The organism is Mesorhizobium sp. WSM4311 (assembly GCF_002295115.1).
Lineage (GTDB): Bacteria > Pseudomonadota > Alphaproteobacteria > Rhizobiales > Rhizobiaceae > Mesorhizobium.
In genome coordinates this window covers 594,392-612,778 of sequence record NZ_NSFV01000004.1, presented here as the reverse complement: position 1 = coordinate 612,778, position 18,387 = coordinate 594,392, and the positions used below count along the sequence as shown (strand labels likewise).

General features: G+C 63.9%; 16 protein-coding genes. 5 read left to right on the top strand and 11 right to left on the bottom strand.

Annotated features, from left to right (window positions below):
- Window positions 1-66: 66 nt before the first annotated feature.
- The 3 genes from iolD to CK226_RS13705 all read right to left on the bottom strand — a co-directional run bounded on the left by iolD (window position 67) and on the right by CK226_RS13705 (window position 4,965).
- On the bottom strand, window positions 67-1,917 hold the full coding sequence (gene iolD / locus CK226_RS13715) for a 3D-(3,5/4)-trihydroxycyclohexane-1,2-dione acylhydrolase (decyclizing) (protein WP_095792123.1): 1,851 nt from the start codon (window positions 1,915-1,917) through the stop codon (window positions 67-69).
- Window positions 1,918-1,952: 35 nt separating this feature from the next.
- A complete protein-coding gene (iolC, locus tag CK226_RS13710) occupies window positions 1,953-3,887 on the bottom strand; it encodes a 5-dehydro-2-deoxygluconokinase (protein WP_095792122.1) in 1,935 nt (644 codons plus the stop codon).
- Between the two features lie 232 nt (window positions 3,888-4,119).
- On the bottom strand, window positions 4,120-4,965 hold the full coding sequence (locus tag CK226_RS13705) for a MurR/RpiR family transcriptional regulator (protein ID WP_179296099.1): 846 nt from the start codon (window positions 4,963-4,965) through the stop codon (window positions 4,120-4,122).
- 156 nt (window positions 4,966-5,121) lie between these two features.
- On the opposite strand from CK226_RS13705, the gene CK226_RS13700 reads away from it, so the two are divergent.
- The gene (locus tag CK226_RS13700) at window positions 5,122-6,231 is read left to right on the top strand and encodes a Gfo/Idh/MocA family oxidoreductase (RefSeq protein ID WP_095792121.1); all 1,110 of its coding nucleotides are present in this window, start codon (window positions 5,122-5,124) and stop codon (window positions 6,229-6,231) included.
- Window positions 6,232-6,243: 12 nt separating this feature from the next.
- Here the strand turns inward: CK226_RS13700 and CK226_RS13695 are convergent, their stop codons facing one another.
- Window positions 6,244-6,939, bottom strand: a complete 696-nt coding sequence (locus CK226_RS13695) for a YafY family protein (protein WP_095790247.1) — start codon at window positions 6,937-6,939, stop codon at window positions 6,244-6,246.
- A 129-nt stretch (window positions 6,940-7,068) separates the two neighbouring features.
- Between CK226_RS13695 and CK226_RS13690 the strand changes: the two genes are divergently transcribed.
- Entirely contained in the window at window positions 7,069-7,704 is a 636-nt protein-coding gene (locus tag CK226_RS13690; RefSeq protein WP_095773124.1) for a LysE family translocator, read from the top strand.
- 115 nt (window positions 7,705-7,819) lie between these two features.
- On the opposite strand, the gene CK226_RS13685 is transcribed toward CK226_RS13690, so the two are convergent.
- The 7 genes from CK226_RS13685 to CK226_RS13655 form a co-directional block, all read right to left on the bottom strand.
- Entirely contained in the window at window positions 7,820-8,911 is a 1,092-nt protein-coding gene (locus CK226_RS13685; protein WP_010912860.1) for a 3-deoxy-7-phosphoheptulonate synthase, read from the bottom strand.
- A gap of 461 nt (window positions 8,912-9,372) precedes the next feature.
- Window positions 9,373-10,167, bottom strand: coding sequence for an SDR family oxidoreductase (locus CK226_RS13680; protein WP_095792120.1), 795 nt, complete (start codon window positions 10,165-10,167; stop codon window positions 9,373-9,375).
- Between the two features lie 37 nt (window positions 10,168-10,204).
- Entirely contained in the window at window positions 10,205-11,200 is a 996-nt protein-coding gene (gene iolG, locus CK226_RS13675; RefSeq protein ID WP_095792119.1) for an inositol 2-dehydrogenase, read from the bottom strand.
- A 121-nt stretch (window positions 11,201-11,321) separates the two neighbouring features.
- Complete coding sequence (locus CK226_RS13670) at window positions 11,322-12,089, bottom strand: ATP-binding cassette domain-containing protein (protein WP_095771480.1); 768 nt, start codon at window positions 12,087-12,089, stop codon at window positions 11,322-11,324.
- 2 nt (window positions 12,090-12,091) lie between these two features.
- The gene (locus CK226_RS13665) at window positions 12,092-13,168 is read right to left on the bottom strand and encodes an ABC transporter permease (protein ID WP_095792118.1); all 1,077 of its coding nucleotides are present in this window, start codon (window positions 13,166-13,168) and stop codon (window positions 12,092-12,094) included.
- 103 nt (window positions 13,169-13,271) lie between these two features.
- Window positions 13,272-14,213 carry a sugar ABC transporter substrate-binding protein gene (locus CK226_RS13660; RefSeq protein WP_095771482.1) on the bottom strand — a complete coding sequence of 314 codons (942 nt, stop codon included), beginning with the start codon at window positions 14,211-14,213 and terminating at the stop codon, window positions 13,272-13,274.
- 295 nt (window positions 14,214-14,508) lie between these two features.
- Window positions 14,509-15,540, bottom strand: coding sequence for a LacI family DNA-binding transcriptional regulator (locus CK226_RS13655; RefSeq protein WP_095771914.1), 1,032 nt, complete (start codon window positions 15,538-15,540; stop codon window positions 14,509-14,511).
- Window positions 15,541-15,706: 166 nt separating this feature from the next.
- On the opposite strand from CK226_RS13655, the gene CK226_RS13650 reads away from it, so the two are divergent.
- The 3 genes from CK226_RS13650 to CK226_RS13640 are packed head-to-tail and all read left to right on the top strand — an operon-like array spanning window position 15,707 to window position 18,381.
- Window positions 15,707-16,798 (top strand): fatty acid desaturase family protein, encoded by a 1,092-nt coding sequence (locus tag CK226_RS13650; protein WP_095792186.1) that lies wholly within the window; start codon window positions 15,707-15,709, stop codon window positions 16,796-16,798.
- A 33-nt stretch (window positions 16,799-16,831) separates the two neighbouring features.
- Window positions 16,832-17,146: a MocE family 2Fe-2S type ferredoxin gene (locus CK226_RS13645; protein WP_095771483.1), complete on the top strand. Its 315-nt coding sequence runs from the start codon at window positions 16,832-16,834 to the stop codon at window positions 17,144-17,146.
- On the top strand, window positions 17,143-18,381 hold the full coding sequence (locus tag CK226_RS13640) for an FAD-dependent oxidoreductase (protein WP_179301043.1): 1,239 nt from the start codon (window positions 17,143-17,145) through the stop codon (window positions 18,379-18,381). The genes CK226_RS13645 and CK226_RS13640 overlap by 4 nt, the downstream gene beginning before the upstream one ends.
- Window positions 18,382-18,387: the final 6 nt, after the last annotated feature.

The following is an 18,387-nucleotide window of genomic DNA, read 5'->3' as shown; positions in this document are numbered from 1 at the left end:
CTGCCTCTCATCCGCCTGCCGGCACCTTCTCCCCGTATGGGGACGGGAAGAAGGGGGGTAGCTGCATCAATCGCCGACGCTCTGCATCTGGCGCTTTTCGTCATAGGCCTTGCGCGCCGCGTTGACCTGCGGCCGCGCGGAGACTTCCGGCACCGCCACATCCCACCAATGGCCTCCGGCGTCGGTGGAGACCAGCGGGTCGGTGTCGATGACCAGCACGGTGGTGCGGTCGTTCGTCTTCGCCTTCTGCAGGGCGTTTTCCAGGCCGGCGATCGACGGCACTTTCTCTGATATCGCGCCCATGCTCGCCGCATGCGCGGCGAAGTCGATGTCGGGCAGGATTTCGTGGCGCGAATCCTTCAGGAGATTGTTGAAGTTGGCGCCGCCGGTCGCCATCTGCAGCCGGTTGATGCAGCCATAGCCTCGGTTGTCGAGCAGCACGATAGTCAGCTTCAAACCCAGCATCACCGAAGTGGCGATCTCGGAATTCAGCATCAGATAGGAGCCGTCGCCGATCATGACGACGACTTCTTCGCCGGGCTTGGCCATCTTGGTGCCGAGCCCGCCGGCAATCTCGTAGCCCATCGTCGAGAAGCCGTATTCGGCATGGTAGGAACCCGGCGCGCCGGCCTGCCAAAGCTTGTGCAATTCGCCGGGCAGACCGCCGGCTGCATGCAACAAGGTCACGCCAGAGCCCATGGCCCGCTGCACGGCGCCGATCACTTGCGCGTCGGACGGGAAGGCGGCGTTGGTCGACGCCGTCACCTTGGCCGCGTCGGCCTGCCAGGCCTTCTTGCCCTTGGCCGCATTGTCGGTCCAGGCGGCAGGCGCCTTCCAGCCCTTCAGCGCGGCACCGAGTTCGGCCAGCCCCTCGGCCGCATCGGCGACCAGTGGCAGGGCGCGGTGCTTGCCGGCGTCGAAAGGTTGGACGTTGAGCCCGATGATGGTCTTGCCGGAATTCTTGAACAGCGCCCATGAGCCGGTGGTGAAGTCCTGCAGGCGCGTGCCGATGGCGAGCACGACATCGGCTTCTTCAGCCAGCCGGTTGGCCGCCGAGGTGCCGGTGACGCCAACCGCCGCCATGTTGAGCGGATGATCGTCCGGCAGCGAGGATTTGCCGCCTTGTGTCTCGCAGACCGGAATACCGGCGCCCTCGGCGAATTTGGCCAGCGCATCGGAGGCCTGCGAATAGAGAACGCCGCCGCCGGCGATCATCAGCGGCTTCTTGGCGCCCTTGAGTGCCGCCACAGCGGCGGCAAGCTCGTGGCGGTCCGGGCGTGGCCGGCGCTGGTGCCAGACCCGTTCGGCGAAGAAGCTCTCGGGATAGTCATAGGCTTCGGCCTGCACATCCTGGCAGAGCGACAGCGTCACCGGACCGCAATCGGCCGGATCGGTCAGCACCTGCATGGCGCGGTTCAGCGCCGGGATGATCTGCTCGGGCCGGGTGATGCGATCGAAATAGCGCGAGACCGGACGGAAGCAGTCATTGACCGTCGCCGTGCCGTCGGAAAAATCCTCGGCCTGCTGCAGAACCGGATCGGGAATGCGGTTGGCGAAGACGTCGCCGGGCAAAAACAGGACAGGCAACCTGTTTACATGCGCAAGTGCGGCAGCCGTCACCATGTTGAGCGCGCCGGGACCGATCGAAGAGGTCGCCGCCATGAAGCGGCTGCGGAAATTGGCCTTGGCATAGGCGATCGCCGCATGCGCCATCGCCTGTTCGTTGTGAGCGCGGAAGGTCGGCAATTCGTCGCGCACCTGGTAGAGCGCTTCGCCTATGCCAGCGACATTGCCGTGGCCGAAGATCGCCCAGACGCCACCGAAGATCGGCGTTTTCTTGCCGTCGATCTCGGTCATCTGGCGGGACAGGAAGCGGGTCAGCGCCTGCGCCATCGTCAGGCGGATTGTCTTGCTCATGGTGTTTTCCTCCGCAGTCCCAATGCCGCGCCTTCTTATGCCGCCTTGCGGCCGCGCGCGGCAAGCCACGCCTCGGTCAACTGTTCGAAGCGCGAGGCCATGTCGGCGACAGCCTCGTCATCCGACATCCTGCCGGCCAGCCACTCCTCAGCCGCATGGACGAAGATGGTGCGGCCGACGGCGAAACCCTTGACGATCGGCGCCTTGGCGGTGGCGGCGAAAGCTGCCTCCAACTCGTCCTGCGGCGCTTCCAGGCCAAGCAGCACGATGCCACGGCACCACGGATCATGCTTCAGGATCACCGCTTCGATCCTCGCCCAGGCGCCGCTCGACGCCTGCGGCTCGAGCTTCCACCAGTCCGGCTTGATGCCGAGCGCATAGAGCTCTTCCAGCGCGCGCGGAATGGTCGTGTCGTCGAGCTTGCCGTGCTTGCCCGCGATGATCTCGATGAGAAGTTCCCGGCCGACTTTCCGCGCCGCCTCGAACAGCGCGCGCAATTTCTGCTGCTGTTCTTCCTTCAAGGCCGCCGGATCGTCGGGATGGTAGAAGCACAGGCACTTGATGCAGTGATCGACCGGCCATTCCACCAACTGCGAGCCGATATCCTGCGAGAATTCGAAGCGCAGCGGCCGCGAGCCCGGCAATTCGACAGGACGGCCGAGCCAGGCGAAGGGATGCCCGGCGAATTCGAACATCGCCTCGCGGCCATGTTTCTCGTCGATCAGCATGCCGTAGCCGTCACGGCCGGCAGCGACCTTCGCCGCTGCCTTGACCGCCAGCACCTTGAAATCGCGGATGCGCGCCGGATCGGCACCGGCCTTCGCAGCCACGTCCTCGAGCTGCACGCGGTGGTCGCAGGCGAGCGCCATCAGCGACGGGATGTCGCGCCGCCGGGTGGTTGCCCAATGGATATGGTTGATCGCCTCGTCCTTGCGCAGCGCCCTGTATTTGCTGCCGTTCTTGAGGAAGAACTGCAGCTCCTCGAAGGTCGGATATTCCGGCGCGCACAGCAGCCGCGACACGGCGAATGCGCCGCAGGCATTGGCCCAGGTCGCTGCCGTCGCATGGTCTTCGCCACCCAGCCAGCCGCGCAGGAAGCCGGACATGAAGGCGTCGCCGGCGCCCAGCACATTGTAGATCTCGATCGGAAAACCCTTGCCGACGACACCGTCTTCCAGATCGTCGCTGATCGGTCCGTCATAGACGATGCAGCCCATGGCGCCGCGTTTCAGCACGATGGTGGCCGACGACAGCGCGCGGATCGTCTTCAGCGCGCTCAGGCAGTCGTCGGCGCCCGAGGCGATCATGATCTCTTCCTCGGTGCCGACGATGAGATCGCAATCGGGCAGAACCGTCTTCAGCTGGGCCGAGACCCGGTCCGATTTGACGTAGCGCTCGAAGCCTTCGGCATGGCCGGCGAGGCCCCACAGATTGGGCCGATAGTCGATGTCGAAGACAACCTTGCCGCCCTTGGCTTTCATGATGCGGATCGCCTTGCGCTGGGCGGCGTCGCTGTTGGGGCGCGAAAAATGCGTGCCGGTGACGACGATCGAACGCGCCGAAGCGATGAAGGCCTCGTCAATGTCTTCCGGCGCCAGCGCCATGTCGGCGCAGTCCGAACGGTAGAAGATCATCGGCGAAACGCCTTCGCTCTCGACCGAAAGCAGCACTAGGGCGGTCAGCCGCTCCTTGTCGGTCTTCAGCCCGTCGGTGTTGACGCCTTCACGCTTCAGCTGTTCGCGGATGAAGCGGCCCATCTGCTCGTCGCCGACACGCGTCAGCAGCGCCGAACGCAGGCCGAGCCGCGCCGTGCCGACCGAAATGTTGGCCGGGCAGCCACCGACCGACTTGGCGAAGGAGGTGATGTCCTCCAGCCGCGAGCCGATCTGCTGGCCATAGAGGTCGACGGAAGCGCGACCGATGGTGATGACGTCGAGCGGCACCTGTTTGGCGTCCACGGCTTCGCTCATTGGATCCTCCCGTCAGTCTTGTTGTCAGGAACAACATTGTTTGGGTAACACGCGCGAGCGGCAGCGTGGTGCCGGGAATATGAAATAATAATTCCAATCCATAGTCAATATGGAATGAGCATTCCTTCGTCTAAAATTGCCTGCCCGTGATCCCGAACCAAGGGACCGCGTAAGCGAAAAGTGGCTGCCGGTTTTCGGAAAAGATCATGGTCAAACAAGAAAGGGTGCCCGATCAGCCTTTGCGCTTGCGGCCCATATCGCGCCGCTTCTCGCCGACGCCGACGGTCAGCGCCATGGCCAGCGCCATCGTCGCCGACAGCGAACGGAAGCCGGCGAAATCCGCCTCGGCAACCTCGAACCAGACCCTGGCGAACTGGGCGAGTGGCGAAAACGAGCTGTCGGTGATGGCGACGATCGGCACGCCCTGTTCGGAAATGGTGCGTGCTTCCTCGATGGTGGCCGGCGCATAGGGCGAGAAGGAGATGGCGATGACGGCGTCCGCCGGCGTGGCGAAGGCGATCATCTCGGCGTTCAGGCCGGCGGCCGATTCGATCAACTGGTTGCGGATTTTCAGCTTGCCCAGCGCATAGGCGATATAGGTCGCCACCGGATAGGAGCGCCGCTTGGCCAAGACATAGATGGTCTGAGCCTTCGCCAGCAGCGAAATCGCGTCTTCCAGATGCGCGTCATCCAGCGTGCGCGAAATGTCGTCGAGCGAGGTGCTGGCGGCGGCGACGAATCCGTCGAAGATCGCCCGGTGGCCGGCGCCACCCTCGGCCTTGGCGCGCAGCGCCTGTAGCCGCTCGTCATAGGATGAGTTGCGCTCGCGCAGCCGCTCGCGGAACACTTGCTGCAGGCTGGTGAAGCCGTCGAAACCGAGCTGCTGGGCAAAGCGGATCAGGGTTGAGGGCTGCACGCCGGCCGAGGCGGCGATGCTGGCGGCGGTGCCAAAGGCGATGTCGTCGGGATTGTCGAGCGCGTAGGCGGCGATCTGGGCGATGCGCTTCGGCAGGCTTTCGCGCCGGTCGAGGATGGTGGCGCGCAGCGTCTCGAAGTCGCGAGGTATCCGTTCGTCCATCGTCGGCCCGTCCAAGCTCATCCGTGAAGCGTCCTCTCTGCCCCATCATAGCGAGCCTGCGCAAGAACGCCATAAAAAATGAGGCAGACATTCCATTTCCAGAGAAAATGGACTAATTCATCCACGCAGTGCTTCAGGCAGCGGAGGAAACGGAAAATGGTCGGCGTCGGTCTTATCGGCACGGGTTTCATGGGCAAATGCCACGCCATCGCGTGGAGTGCCGTCGGCGCGGTCTTTCCGGATGTCGCCAAGCCCCGGCTCGTCCATCTCGGTGAGGTCAATGAGGAGCTTGCCCGGCGCAAGGCCGGCGAGTTCGGCTTTGCCAGGGCCTCAGGCAACTGGCGCGCCGTCGTCAACGATCCCGAGGTCGACATCGTCTCCCTGACCACGCCCAACCAGTTCCATCCGGAAATGGCCATCGCCATTCTCCAGGCCGGCAAGCATCTGTGGTGCGAAAAGCCGATGGCACCGAGCTTTGCCGAAGCCGAGGCGATGGCGGCAGCGGCCAGGAAATCTGGCAAGGTCGCCGCACTGGGCTACAACTACATCCAGAGCCCGGCCATCCGTCACATCGGCGCGCTGCTCGACGAGAAGATCATCGGCGAGGTCAACCATCTGCGCATCGAGATGGATGAGGATTTCATGGCCGATCCCGAGGCGCTGTTCTTCTGGAAGCACGAGGCCGCGTCCGGCTATGGCGCGCTCGACGATTTCGCCGTGCATCCGCTGTCGCTGGTCTCGGTCCTGTTCGGCCGCGTCGCCAGCGTCATCTGCGACATGGCCAAGCCCTACGCCGACCGCAAGCTCGCCGGCGGCGGACGCCGCGCGGTCGAGACCTATGATATAGCGAGCGTCCTGATGCATCTGGAAAACGGCATTGCCGGCACGCTGCAGGTCAATCGCTCGGCCTGGGGCCGCAAGGGCCGCATCGCCATCCAGATCTTCGGCTCGAAGGGCTCGATCCTGTTCGACCAGGAGCGGATGAACGAATTGCAGCTCTATCTCACCGCGGACCGCCCGACCGAACAGGGCTACCGTACCATCCTGGTGGCACCGCACCACAAGCCCTACGACGCCTTCCTGCCGGCGCCCGGCCATGGCCTGGGCTTCAACGACCTCAAGATCATCGAGTGCCACGAATTGCTGACGCGGCTTGCCGGCAGGCCGGCGCGCCTCATCGAATTCGCCGAGGGACTGGAGATCGAGCGCACCGTGCATGCCATGGCACGCTCCTTCGAGGACAAGCGCTGGGTGGATGTGCGGTAGCTCCCTCTCGCCTTACCCGCCGACAGCCGGGGTCTCCCAGCCGTCCACCCAGATCTGTCGCAACCGATCGCCTTCGCCCTTGAACCGCAACCCGGTCGGCTGGCAATCCTCGATGCGGTCGCTGCGGAAATTGCGGATCGCCTGACGCAACTCGCACCAGGCGACGATGTTGGCGGTTTCGGCGTAGTAGATTAGCGCGATCGGGCGGATCAGGCGCTCGGAGGCGCGGCCAAGTTCGTCGCGGTAGGAGAGATCGAGCTTCTCCTCGTCGCGGATGGCGCGCCGCACCAGCGCCAGGTTGATCGTGCCAGCCGAGGGCGCGGAAAAACCCCAGGCATGCAGCGCATTGGCGTCGAATGTCTGGCGCAGCGGCGGCGGCACCGCGCCGGCGATCTTGCTGCTGACGCGCTTGGCCGCCTGCTTGAGCTCGTCGTCGCCCGTGCGCTCCAGCAGCGCCAGCGACAGCACGATCGCCTCCATCTCCTCGATCGAGAACATCAGCGGCGGCAGGTCGAAACCGGGGCGCAAGATATAGCCGATGCCGCGCCCGCCTTCGATCGGCACGCGCATCGCCTGAAGTGCGGCGATGTCGCGATAGATCGATCGGATCGTCACTTCCAAATGCTCGGCGATCATGGCGGCCGTCACCGGCTGCCGCGCCAGCCGCAGGATCTGGATGATCTCGAACAGGCGTGACGCCTTGCGCATTTTCCTCACCACGTTCCGGCCGCAACTGACACACCATTGTCAGTTGGGTCGACCTATAGGACTGCCTATCGAATTGAAAATCAACAGGTTCCGCTGCGGCTTGGTGGGACAAGGCGACAGGCAACTGACATGGGTTACGCGGAAAATCTCTGGCTTTTCTTTATCCTGCTGTTCGGCATCATCGCCGTTCCGGGCATGGACATGCTGTTCGTCTTGGCCAATGCACTGACCGGCGGCCGCGACAGGGGCCTGGCCGCGACCGGCGGCATCATGGTCGGCGGCATGGTGCACACGCTGAACGGGGCGATTGGCGTTGGCCTTCTCATGCATTTCGTGCCGATCCTGTTCAAGCCGCTGCTGATTGCCGGCGCCGCCTACATGGCCTTCATCGGCATCACGCTGATGCGCAGCTCCATAACCGTCGGTCATGACGGGCCTGTCGGCAGCCGCTCGGCGTGGAAGGCGTTTCGCCAGGGGCTGGTGACTTGCCTGATCAACCCGAAGGCCTATCTGTTCGTGCTTGCCGTCTATCCGCAGTTCCTCAAGCCGGACTACGGCCCGATCTGGGTGCAGGCGACCGTGATGGGGTTGATGACGGTGCTGACGCAGGCCGCGATCTATGGTGGGCTTGCCATCACCGCCGGGCGCAGCCGCAAGCTTTTGATCGCCAATCCGCGGGCGACCATTCTTGCCGGCCGGGCGGCCGGGCTGTTGCTCTTTGCGGTCTCGGTATTCACCGCCTGGGAAGGGCTGAGGGCGGCGTAATCTGCCCTTTGTTGGAGCATGATCTCTGGACAAACGGAAACCGTTTGTCCGAGAAAACCGGTTTCCACTTTTCGGGATCATGCTCCAGCGCCGCCCCTCCCACATCGTCATCGGATCAGGCGGCGCCCTGCCGGCTTTCCAGCATGGCGCGGCGTGCCGACCGGCGCCACTCGACGGCACCGGCAAGGCCGTGCAGCACGGTCTCGGTGGTCGCCCAGTCGATGCAGCCATCGGTGATGCTCTGGCCATAGACCAGCGGCTTGCCGGGCACCACGTCCTGCCGGCCGGCGACGAGATTGCTCTCGATCATCAGGCCGATAATGCGCTCGTCGCCCGCCGCCACCTGGCCGGCCACATCGGCCGCCACCTTCGGCTGGTTCTCCGGCTTCTTGGCCGAGTTGGCGTGGCTGACGTCGATCATCAGCCGCGGCGCGACACCGATGCGGGCGAGTTCGACCGAGGCCGCCTCGACGCTCGCCGCGTCATAGTTGGGCTGGACGCCGCCGCGCAGGATGACGTGGCAGTCCTCATTGCCTGTGGTCGTGGCTATGCCGCTGCGTCCGCCCTTGGTCACCGCCATGAAATGATGTGGCTGGGCGGCCGATTTCACCGCCTCCCCGGCGATCCTGAGATTGCCGTCGGTGCCGTTCTTGAAGCCGACCGGGCAGGACAGGCCCGAGGCCAGCTCGCGGTGGATCTGGCTCTCGGTCGTGCGCGCGCCGATGGCGCCCCAGGCGACGAGGTCGGCAATGTATTGCGGCGTGGTCATGTCGAGGAATTCGGTCGCCGCCGGCAGGCCGAGATTGTTGACGGCCGACAGCACATTGCGCGCCATCCGCAGCCCTTTGTCGATGTTGAAGCTGCCGTCGAGGTCGGGATCGTTGATCAGGCCCTTCCAGCCGACCGTTGTGCGCGGCTTCTCGAAATACACCCGCATGACGATCTCGAGCCGGTCGGACAGGGTCTCGCGCAGCGCCGCCAGACGGCTGGCATAGTCAACGGCCGCGACCGGATCGTGGATCGAACAAGGTCCGACGACGACAAGCAACCGGTCGTCGGTGCCGTTCAGAATAGCATGGATGGCGTTGCGTGAGGCGCTCACGGTGCGCGTCGCCGTCAGCGTGCGCGGGATCTCCCGCATCACCTGGTCCGGCGTGCTCAGTTCTCGGATTTCCTTGACCCGGAGGTCGTCTGTGGTGGTCAACACGGCTTTCTGCTCCTGTTAGGAGACCTGCCGGCTGAAACAAAAAAGCCGCCAGGTCTGGCGGCTGTTCGGATCTTGTTGCTGCAATCTTCAGATCGAGCGCAATCCTCCCGCCGCCAGCGAGCTGCTAAAGTACCAATAGGTGGCGGACAGGTGGATCATGCGGCTCATATAGTCGAAGCCGGGGCGTTTGTCACGTCCCCCTTGACGACTCCCGAAGGTCGAAGTCCCCGATTTCGTCATCCCTGGAGCAGCCGCGAAGCGGCGTCGCGAAGACCCTGGGATCCATTTCGTGACCTTGGCCGTGGAGCGCAACTGAGCAGAATTCTGCACCGCAGCGTTGCTCAAGAGTCCCGGCATGGGTCCCTTGGGCTGCGGAGCAGCCCAAGGGATCTGCGCCGCGTCGCTTCGCCCCTTGCTCCGCCCATGGATGACGAAGTGAGGACCGTTTGCTCAGCTCGCTGCTACTCCGGCGACGACCCCGCAACACTCTGGTCGTAGTCGACCAACGACCCGGTCATGACGCCCGATTGCGGGCTGACCATGTAGCTGATCAGCCGCGCAAGCTGGTCCGGCTTGACCAACTGGCCCATCGGCTGCGCGGCCTCGGCCTTCGCCAGCCAGTCGTCCGGGGCGTCGTGCCATTTCTTCTGCACGATGTCTTCGCCCTCGGTATCCATCCAGCCGGGCAGCACGGCGTTGCAGCGGATGCGGTTGAAGCGATAGGCATTGGCGACGTTCTTGGTCAGCGTCATCAGCGCGCCCTTGCTGGTCGAATAGGGCGTCAGGAAGGACTGGCCGGCATGCGCCGACATCGACAGCACGTTGACGATCGAGCCCGGGGCCTTGCGCTCCAAGAGATGCGCGACCAGCCCCTGCATCAGGAAGAAGGGTCCGCGCACATTGGTTTCGAAGATCTGGTCGAAAAGCTCTTCCGTGGTTTCGACCAGTGAGCCGCGCGCCGAGGTGGCGGCGGCGTTGACCAGCGCGTTCAGCGTGCCGAAATGCGCGAGCGCGGTCGCCACCGCGCGCTTGCAGTCCGCCACCTTCGAAACGTCGGCGCTGATGAAGATCGCGTCGACGCCGGCCTTTTTGAAGTGGGCGACGGCCTTGTCCCCCTTCTCCTGCGACCGGCCGATGAGCGCCAATGCCCGGCAGCCTTCGTCGGCCAGCGCTTCGGCGACGGCGAAGCCGATGCCTTGCGCCCCGCCGGTAACGATGGCGCGTGTCTGTGAATTGCGATCGGCGGATGCGCTCATCGCTTTGCTCCTTTGGCTTGGGTCCGATTTCCGGTTCTTACTTGTCGAGACGAACGGTCTTGCCTGTCGTTGCCGACTTCAGCGCCGCATCCGCTAGCTTCAGCGCCACCAGGCCGTCGGCGCCGCTCGGCGCCGCCTTCTTGCCGGACGTCGCGGCGGCGATGAACGAGGCAATCTCGATGGCATAGGCGTCGAGATAGCGGGTCATGAAGAAGTCGTGCAGCGGCGGGCGCATATAGCCCTTCTCATTGGCCAGTTCGATCGAAACCGGCCGCTGGTTTTCCGCCGCGATCATGCCTTTCGAACCATGCACCTCGATGCGCTGGTCGTAGCCATAGGTGGCGCGGCGCGAATTGGAGATCACGGCCTGCTTGCCGGAAGCCGTCTCCAGGATGACGCTGACGCTATCGAAATCCCCGGCCTCGCCAATCTTCTTGTCGACCAGCACCGAAGCGTGCGCGGAGACCGCCACCGGCTCCTCGCCGAGCAGGAAGCGCGCCATGTCGAAATCATGGATGGTCATGTCGCGGAAGATGCCGCCCGAGCGCTTGATGTAGTCGATCGGCGGCGCACCCGGATCGCGCGAGGTGATGGTGACCATCTCAACCGTGCCGATGGCGCCGTCGTCGATTGCCTTGCGCACGGCGGCGAAGTGGGGATCGAAGCGGCGGTTGAAGCCGACCATCAGCGTCGCCTTGGCCTTCTCGACCACGGCCAGGCATTTCTCGACGCGCTTGACGTTCAGGTCGATCGGCTTCTCGCAGAAGATCGCCTTGCCGGCCTTGGCGAAACGCTCGATCAGATCGGCATGGGTGTCGGTCGGCGTGCAGATGACGACGGCGTCGATATCCTTGGATTTCTCGATGGCGTCGATGGTGCGCACCTCGGCGCCATAGGCACTCGCCAGCTCTTTTGCCGCCTTCTCGAAGGCATCGGCCACCGCCACCAGTTTTGCATCGGGGTTGGAGCCGACAGCGCGGGCGTGGACCTTGCCGATGCGGCCGGCACCGAGGAGGGCGAAACGAACAGTCATGGATATTTCCTCTGAGGGATGGGTTCGAGAGAGTTGTGTCCGCACCTTCCCGTCAGGGAAAGGTGGCTGGGGTATTTTCCTGGCGCGGCAGATCGTCCCGGAAGCGGGTGACCCCTCCCGCCTAGGCCGCGAGTTCCGCCTCCCCGGTCTTGGCGCCGGTGATGTAGGACACGATGTCCTGGCCGTCCGTGTTTTCCTTGCGCAGATTGGCGACGATGCGGCCGCGCCGGAACACCACGATGCGGTCGCACAGGTCGAACACCTGGCGCATATTGTGGCTGATCAGGATCAGCGGCTCGCCATTGTCCTTCAGCGTGCGGATGATGTTTTCGACCTGCGCCGTCTCCTGCACGCCGAGTGCGGCGGTCGGCTCGTCCATGATGATCAGCTTAGAGGCGAAGGTCGCGGTCCGGGCGATCGCCACGCACTGGCGCTGGCCGCCGGACATGTGGCGGATGGTGTTGGAAAGGTTGGGGATCTTCACCGCGGTGCGCACCAGCGCCGCTTCGGTCGCCTTGCGCATGTATTTGCGGTCGAGGATCGAGAAAGGTCCGAGATTGAACAGCACCTTTTCGCGACCGAGGAAAAGGTTCGACGGCACGTCGAGATCGTCGGCCAGCGCCAGGTTCTGGAACACCGTCTCGATGCCGGCCTCGCGCGCCGCGATCGGGCCGGTGAAATTCACCTCCTTGCCGTCGAACCAGATCTGGCCGCTGGTACGTTGCTCGACAGCGGTGATCTGGCGCACGAAGGTCGATTTGCCTGCGCCATTGTCGCCCATGATGGCGACATGCTCGCCCTTGCGCAGCTCGAAGTTGGCGCCTTCCAGCGCATGCACGCCGCCATAGCGCTTGGTCAGGTTTTCGGTTTTCAACACGATGTCTGACATGGTCAAGCCCTCAATGCCCGCAGGCGTTGGCGCCACTGGTCGAGAACGACCGCACCGACGATGATCACGCCCTTGACCATCTCTTGGTAGTAGGCGTCGAGGCGCAGGAAGGTGAAGCCGGAGATGATGACGCCGAAGATCAGCGAGCCGATCACCGTACCGATGACCGAGCCGCGGCCGCCCGACAGCGAGACGCCGCCTATGACCGCCATGGCGATGGCGTCGAGTTCGTACATCACGCCCATGCCGGCCTGGGCGGTTAGGTTCTTGGAGCAGAGCACCACGGCGGCGAGCGAGGCGAGAATGCCGGCGATGACATAGACCAGGATCTTGTGGTTGGCGATCTTGATGCCGGACATGCGTGCGGCATCCTCATTGGAGCCAATTGCGTAACAATGCTTGCCGTAGCGCGTGTAGGTCATGATGAGCTGGAACAGCACGGCCAGCGACAGGAAGATGATGACGGGCATCAGGCCCTTGCCGATCGCCGCGAAACTGTCGGTGGGAAACGAGATCGGCTGGCCCTTCGACCACCATTTGGCGATGCCGCGCGCGGTCACCATCATGCCGAGCGTGGCGATGAACGGTGGGATGCGCGTGTAGGCGATCAAGGCACCGTTGACCAGACCTGCGAGCAGGCCGCAGCCGATCGCCACCAGCAGCGGCACGATGACGGGCAGGTCGGTCCAGCCTTGCGCCAGAAACATCGCCTTGGGGTTGGGATTGCCGTTGACCGTCGCCACCTGGGCGAAACTCATGGCGATCATCGCGGTCGCGCCGACGATCGAACCGGAAGACAGGTCGATGCCGCCGCAAATGATCACCTGCGTCACGCCGATGGCGATGATGCCGACGATCGACACCTGCAGGATTATGATCTGCAGGCGTGCCTCGTTGAAGATCCCCGAGACGTCGCTGCGGGTGTTGAACAGGAAACTGTCGCCGAGAAAGATGCGGCCGATCAGTTCGAAGATGACGACGAGAATGACGAGCGCCAGGAAGACATTGAATTCGGCCGGCCATGTGCGCTTCTTCGCATCGTAGGTGAGCCCTCCGACGCCATGAGATGTCTGTGCCAATCTTCTATCCTCCGTCAGCCACGGTCGCGCCTCGAGCGCCTTCAGGCGCCGAGGGAAGGGGGAGCGGCGCTGCCTGTGCAGCGCCGCTCTCGATATCCGCGGCTCAGTTCTTCTTCAGGAACTTGTCGATGTTCGCCGGGGTCACAAGCTGGAACGGCACATAGACCTTGTGCTCGACCTTCTCGCCCTTGGACAGTTTCAGCGCCGCATCCAGCGCGCCCGCGCCCTGGCCGGCCGCGTCCTGGAACACGGTTGCGTCGAGGTCGCCGGCCTGCATGGCGGCAAGGGCATCCTGCGTGGCGTCGACGCCGCCGACGACAACCGCCTTCATGTCGATGTTGGCGGCCTTCATCGCCTGGATGGCGCCGATGGCGCTTTCGTCATTGTTGGCGATGACGCCGTCGAACTTCTTGCCGGTCGACAGCCAGTTGGTCATCAGGTTCTGCGCTTGGTCGCGATCCCAGTTCGAGGTCTGCTTGTCGATGATCTTGATGAAGCTGCAGTCCGGCGTCGCGATCACCTCTTCAATGTCCTTGGTGCGCTGCACGGCAGCCTGGTTGGAAAGCTCGCCCATGATCACATAGACATTGGCTTCCTTCTTGCCGGCTTCCTTGAACAGACGGCAGACTTCCTTGGTCTCGAGCGTGCCGGAATCGGCTTCGTTCGAGGCGACGAAGGCCTGGTTGTCGGGCAGCGAGTTCACATTGACCGGCTCGCGGTTGACATAGACCAGCGGAATCTTGGCGGCGGCGGCAGCATCCGACATCGCCTGTGTGGCCGAGGTGTCGACCGGGTTGACGATGATCGCGTCGACGCCCGATGCGGCGAAGTTCTTGATCTGGTCGAGCTGCTTGGCAACGTCGTTCTGTGCGTCTTCGACCTGCAACTCGACGCCGCTCATGCCCTTGGCCTGGGCGATCATCCCGTTGCGCAGCACGGTGAGGAAGTTGTCGTCGAACTTGGCCATCGATACGCCGATCTTGGCGGCAAAAGCCGATGAACTCATCAGCGCCGCGAAAGCGACGCCCAAAAGCAGTTTCTTCATTGTATCTCTCCTCCACTTTTGGTGTCCGGTTGCACCGATTTATCCGGAATCCCCGATCTCCCCGGGGAATCTCTCCCTGATATCGCTTCGCTCCGTGGGCATTCCCTGCTTGGGCTGGAACCCAACCCTCTGTCTGAAACAGACGTTCCGGAACGAAAGAACCAAAATGTACAGTGGGTGAAATATTTATTCCATTCCAGCGGAACGTCAAGGGCGATTCCGCGGCCTGCCGCCGGATTTTCGGATCGCTCTGATGGATTCTATCATTCTGGCGGTTGCTCCCGCCCGGGAAAGCTCAGATATTTTCCGGCAGATAGATGTCGAAGGGCAGGAAGGTCTGGCCAGGCGCGTTGGCCGCGCCGGTTTCGATGGCATGCACCATCCGATCGACCAACTCGCGGCACAGAGCGGCCAGCGGCGTCGAGATCACCATGGTGAGGATGTTGTCGGCGAGTGCCGCGCGCGACTCGGCGTTGATCTCGTTGCAGACCACCACCGGCATATTTACGGGCCTTGCTGCCCGCAGCGCCGAGACCGCGCCTTCCATGCCGCCGCCCGCGACGTAGCAGCCGGCAAGATCCGGATAGCGCGCCAGAAGATCGATCATCGCATCATGGGTTACCTGGTTCGCTTCCAGGTTGACCAGCGTTTCCAGCACGCTGAAGTCGGGTGCATGCTCGCGAAAGAAAGAGCGGAAGCCGATCTCGCGCAATTCGTGGCCATGGAAGCGATGGCTGCCGACGAAGAGGGCGACTTTGCCGGGCTGCCGCGCTGCTTTGGCGATCATCCAGGCCGCGGTACGACCGACCTTGCGGTTGTCGAGGCCGACATAGCCCTCGCGGATACCGGCGGCAAAGTCGGACAGCAGCGAGAAGACCGGTTGTCCCCGCGCCTTCAACGCCTCGACGGCCGCCGTCAGGGTCGGGTGGTCCGGGCCGACAACGGCGATGGCCCTCGATTTCGCCGCCAGCTTGCGCATCTGGGCGGCGATCTCGTCGGGGACCAGGGAACTGGCGAAGTCGATGGTTGCGGCGCCGCGGAACCTCTGCGACTGCGACACCGCCAGTTCGAGCTCCGCTGCGAAATCGCCGTAGAAGACATCGTTGCCTCGCAAAAGCAGGAAGCCGAGCCGGTACTCCGGCAGTTCATGGCGCATCCGCTGTTTGATCAGGCCGGCCGCATGGTAGCCGATCTCGGTCGCGGTCTCATAGACGCGCCGCGCGGTCTCCTCGCGCACCGGCAGGCGATTGTTGAGTACGCGGTCCACCGTGGCGACGCTGACGCCGGAGATGCGCGCCAGATCCGATATAGTCGGCCGTTTCGCCATGATCGTCCTCGTTCGACTGCCGAGCATTGATACATCATTCTGATAGGAAATGATAGAAACTATCTTTGTGAGATTGAGTCTATCACGAGCAAACGGTATTTTCAGGCTGGAAGGCATATGGGCAACCGGCATTCGCTTGGACGAGTGCCTTGCCGAGGAGGCAATCATGACCACTGCGCCGTCCCGGCGGGACTACAGCCTGATCGGCCGCGACGCCAAACTCGCCGTGGAAAACGGCCTGTCGGCGGCCGAGTGGTATCACACCGACGTGCCCCGCAAGCAGATGAAGGAGCTGATGCAGCGCTCCGACGGGCCGGCGATCCGCGACACCGCGATCTGGCTCGCCGCGCTCATCGCCAGCGGCGCCGGCGGCGCCTGGTTCTGGGGCAGTTGGTGGTGCGTACCGTTCTTCTTCGTCTATGGCGTCCTCTACGGTTCATCGACGGATTCCCGCTGGCACGAATGCGGGCACGGCACGGCGTTCCGGACGCAGTGGATGAATGATGCGATCTATCAGATCGCCTGCTTCATGATCATGCGCAATCCGGTGACCTGGCGCTGGAGCCACACGCGCCACCACACCGACACCATCATCGTCGGCCGCGACCCCGAAATCTCGGTCATGCGGCCGCCGGACCTGGTGCGCGCGCTCCTCGGCTTTGTCGGTGTCCTCGACGCCTGGCATGCGATGTCGGACATGCTGCGCAACGCCGCCGGCAACATCAGCGCCGCCGAAAAGACCTTCATTCCCGAGCAGGAACAGGGCAAGGCGATCCGCATCGCCCGCATCTGGACGGCGATCTATGCCGCAACCATCGGCTTGGCGGTCTATTCCGGCTCGTTCCTGCCTTTGATGCTGGTCGGCCTGCCCAGGCTCTATGGCGCCTGGCATCACGTCATGGTCGGTCTGCTGCAGCATGGCGGCCTGGCCGACAATGTCATCGATCACCGGCTGAACAGCCGTACCGTCTACATGAACCCGATCAGCCGCTTCATCTACTGGAACATGAACTATCATGTCGAGCATCACATGTTCCCGATGGTGCCCTACCATGCGCTGCCGAAGCTGCACGAACTGATCAAGCACGATCTGCCGGCGCCGACACCGTCGATCCTGGCCGGCTACCGCGAGATGATCCCGGCCTTCCTGCGCCAGTTGCGCAACGAGGACTATTTCCTCAAGCGCGAACTGCCGCCGACCGCCCGGCCGTACCGCGAGGAATTCCACGGCGACGCCGTCGCCGCCGCTGCGGAATGATCGCGGCGAATCCATTTTTACGGGGAGGACCGAATGAGCGACTGGGTCGAGGCCTGTGCTGCCGACGACATCGATGAAGAGGATGTGATGCGCTTCGATCATGGCGGGCGCACCTTCGCCATCTATCGCAGCCCAGACGACGAATATTTCGCCACGGACGGGCTTTGCACGCATGAGAAGGTACACCTCGCCGACGGTCTGGTGATGGACGACATCATCGAATGCCCCAAGCACAATGGCCGCTTCAACTACAAGACCGGCGCGGCCAGGGGCGCCCCGGTCTGCGTCAACCTAAAAACCTATCCGGTCAAGGTCGACGCCGGCAAAGTCCTCGTTCAGGTCGGATGATGGGGATGGCGCGGGGAATGGTCATCATCGGCGCCGGCGAATGCGGCGGGCGGGCAGCGCTCACGCTGCGCGATCTCGGTTATGAGGGGCCGGTGACGCTGGTCGGCGACGAACCGCATCTGCCCTACGAGCGCCCGCCTCTGTCCAAGGAGGCGATGGCCAGCGATGCGCCCGAAATCAAGGCGATCGCCAGCGACGCGGTGCTGGCCGAGAAGTCGATCCGGCATACCCATTCCGTCCAGGCCGTGGCGATCGATCGTGCGGCGCATAGGGTGCGCCTGTCCAACGGTTCGGTACTGCCATACGACAAGCTCCTGCTGGCCACCGGCTCGGCCCCGCGCAAACTGCCGATGCCGGGCCTTGGCGCGCGCTGCGTGTATCTCAGAACCTTCGCCGATGCGCTGGCCATTCGCGCCCATCTCAGCGCCGGCAACCGTATCACCATTGTCGGCGGCGGCTTCATTGGCCTCGAACTCGCCGCGGCGGCCCGCAAGCTCGGCGCTGCGGTCACCATCATCGAGGCGCAGCCGCGCATCCTGATGCGCGGCGTGCCGGCCGAGATCGCCGAAATCATCCATCAGGCGCACATCGCCGAAGGCGTCGACATACTGTGCGGCGATGGCATCGCCTCCATCGCCGACGACGGCAAGGAGGTGCGCGTGACGCTCGCCGGCGGGCGCGAAATATCAGCCGACCTCGTCATTATCGGCATCGGCGCGGTGCCGGTGACCGGGCTCGCAGCCGAAGCCGGCCTGACCATCGACAACGGCATTGCGGTCGATGCCGAGCTGCGCAGCAGTGATCCCGACATCTTCGCTGCCGGCGACTGCTGTTCGTTCCCGCTTGCAGTCTACGGCGGCCGCCGTGTGCGGCTCGAAGCCTGGCGCAATGCGCAGGAGCAAGGTGCGCTGGCGGCAAGGAATATGCTCGGCGCCGGCGAGGCGCATGCGGCTGTGCCGTGGTTCTGGTCGGATCAGTATGGTCTCACCTTGCAGATCGCAGGGCTTTCGGACGAAGGCAGCGGCACAGTGCGACGCGATCTCGGTGAAGGCGCCTTCATCCTGTTCCATCTGGATGACGACGGCAGGCTCGTGGCGGCCAGCGGCATCGGCCCAGGCAATGCGGTCGCCCGCGACATCCGGCTGGCCGAAATGCTGATCGGCAAGCGCGCCAGCCCGGCACCGGAAGCACTGGGATCACAGGCCGTCAAGCTGAAGTCGCTGCTGGCGGCGTGAAACGAT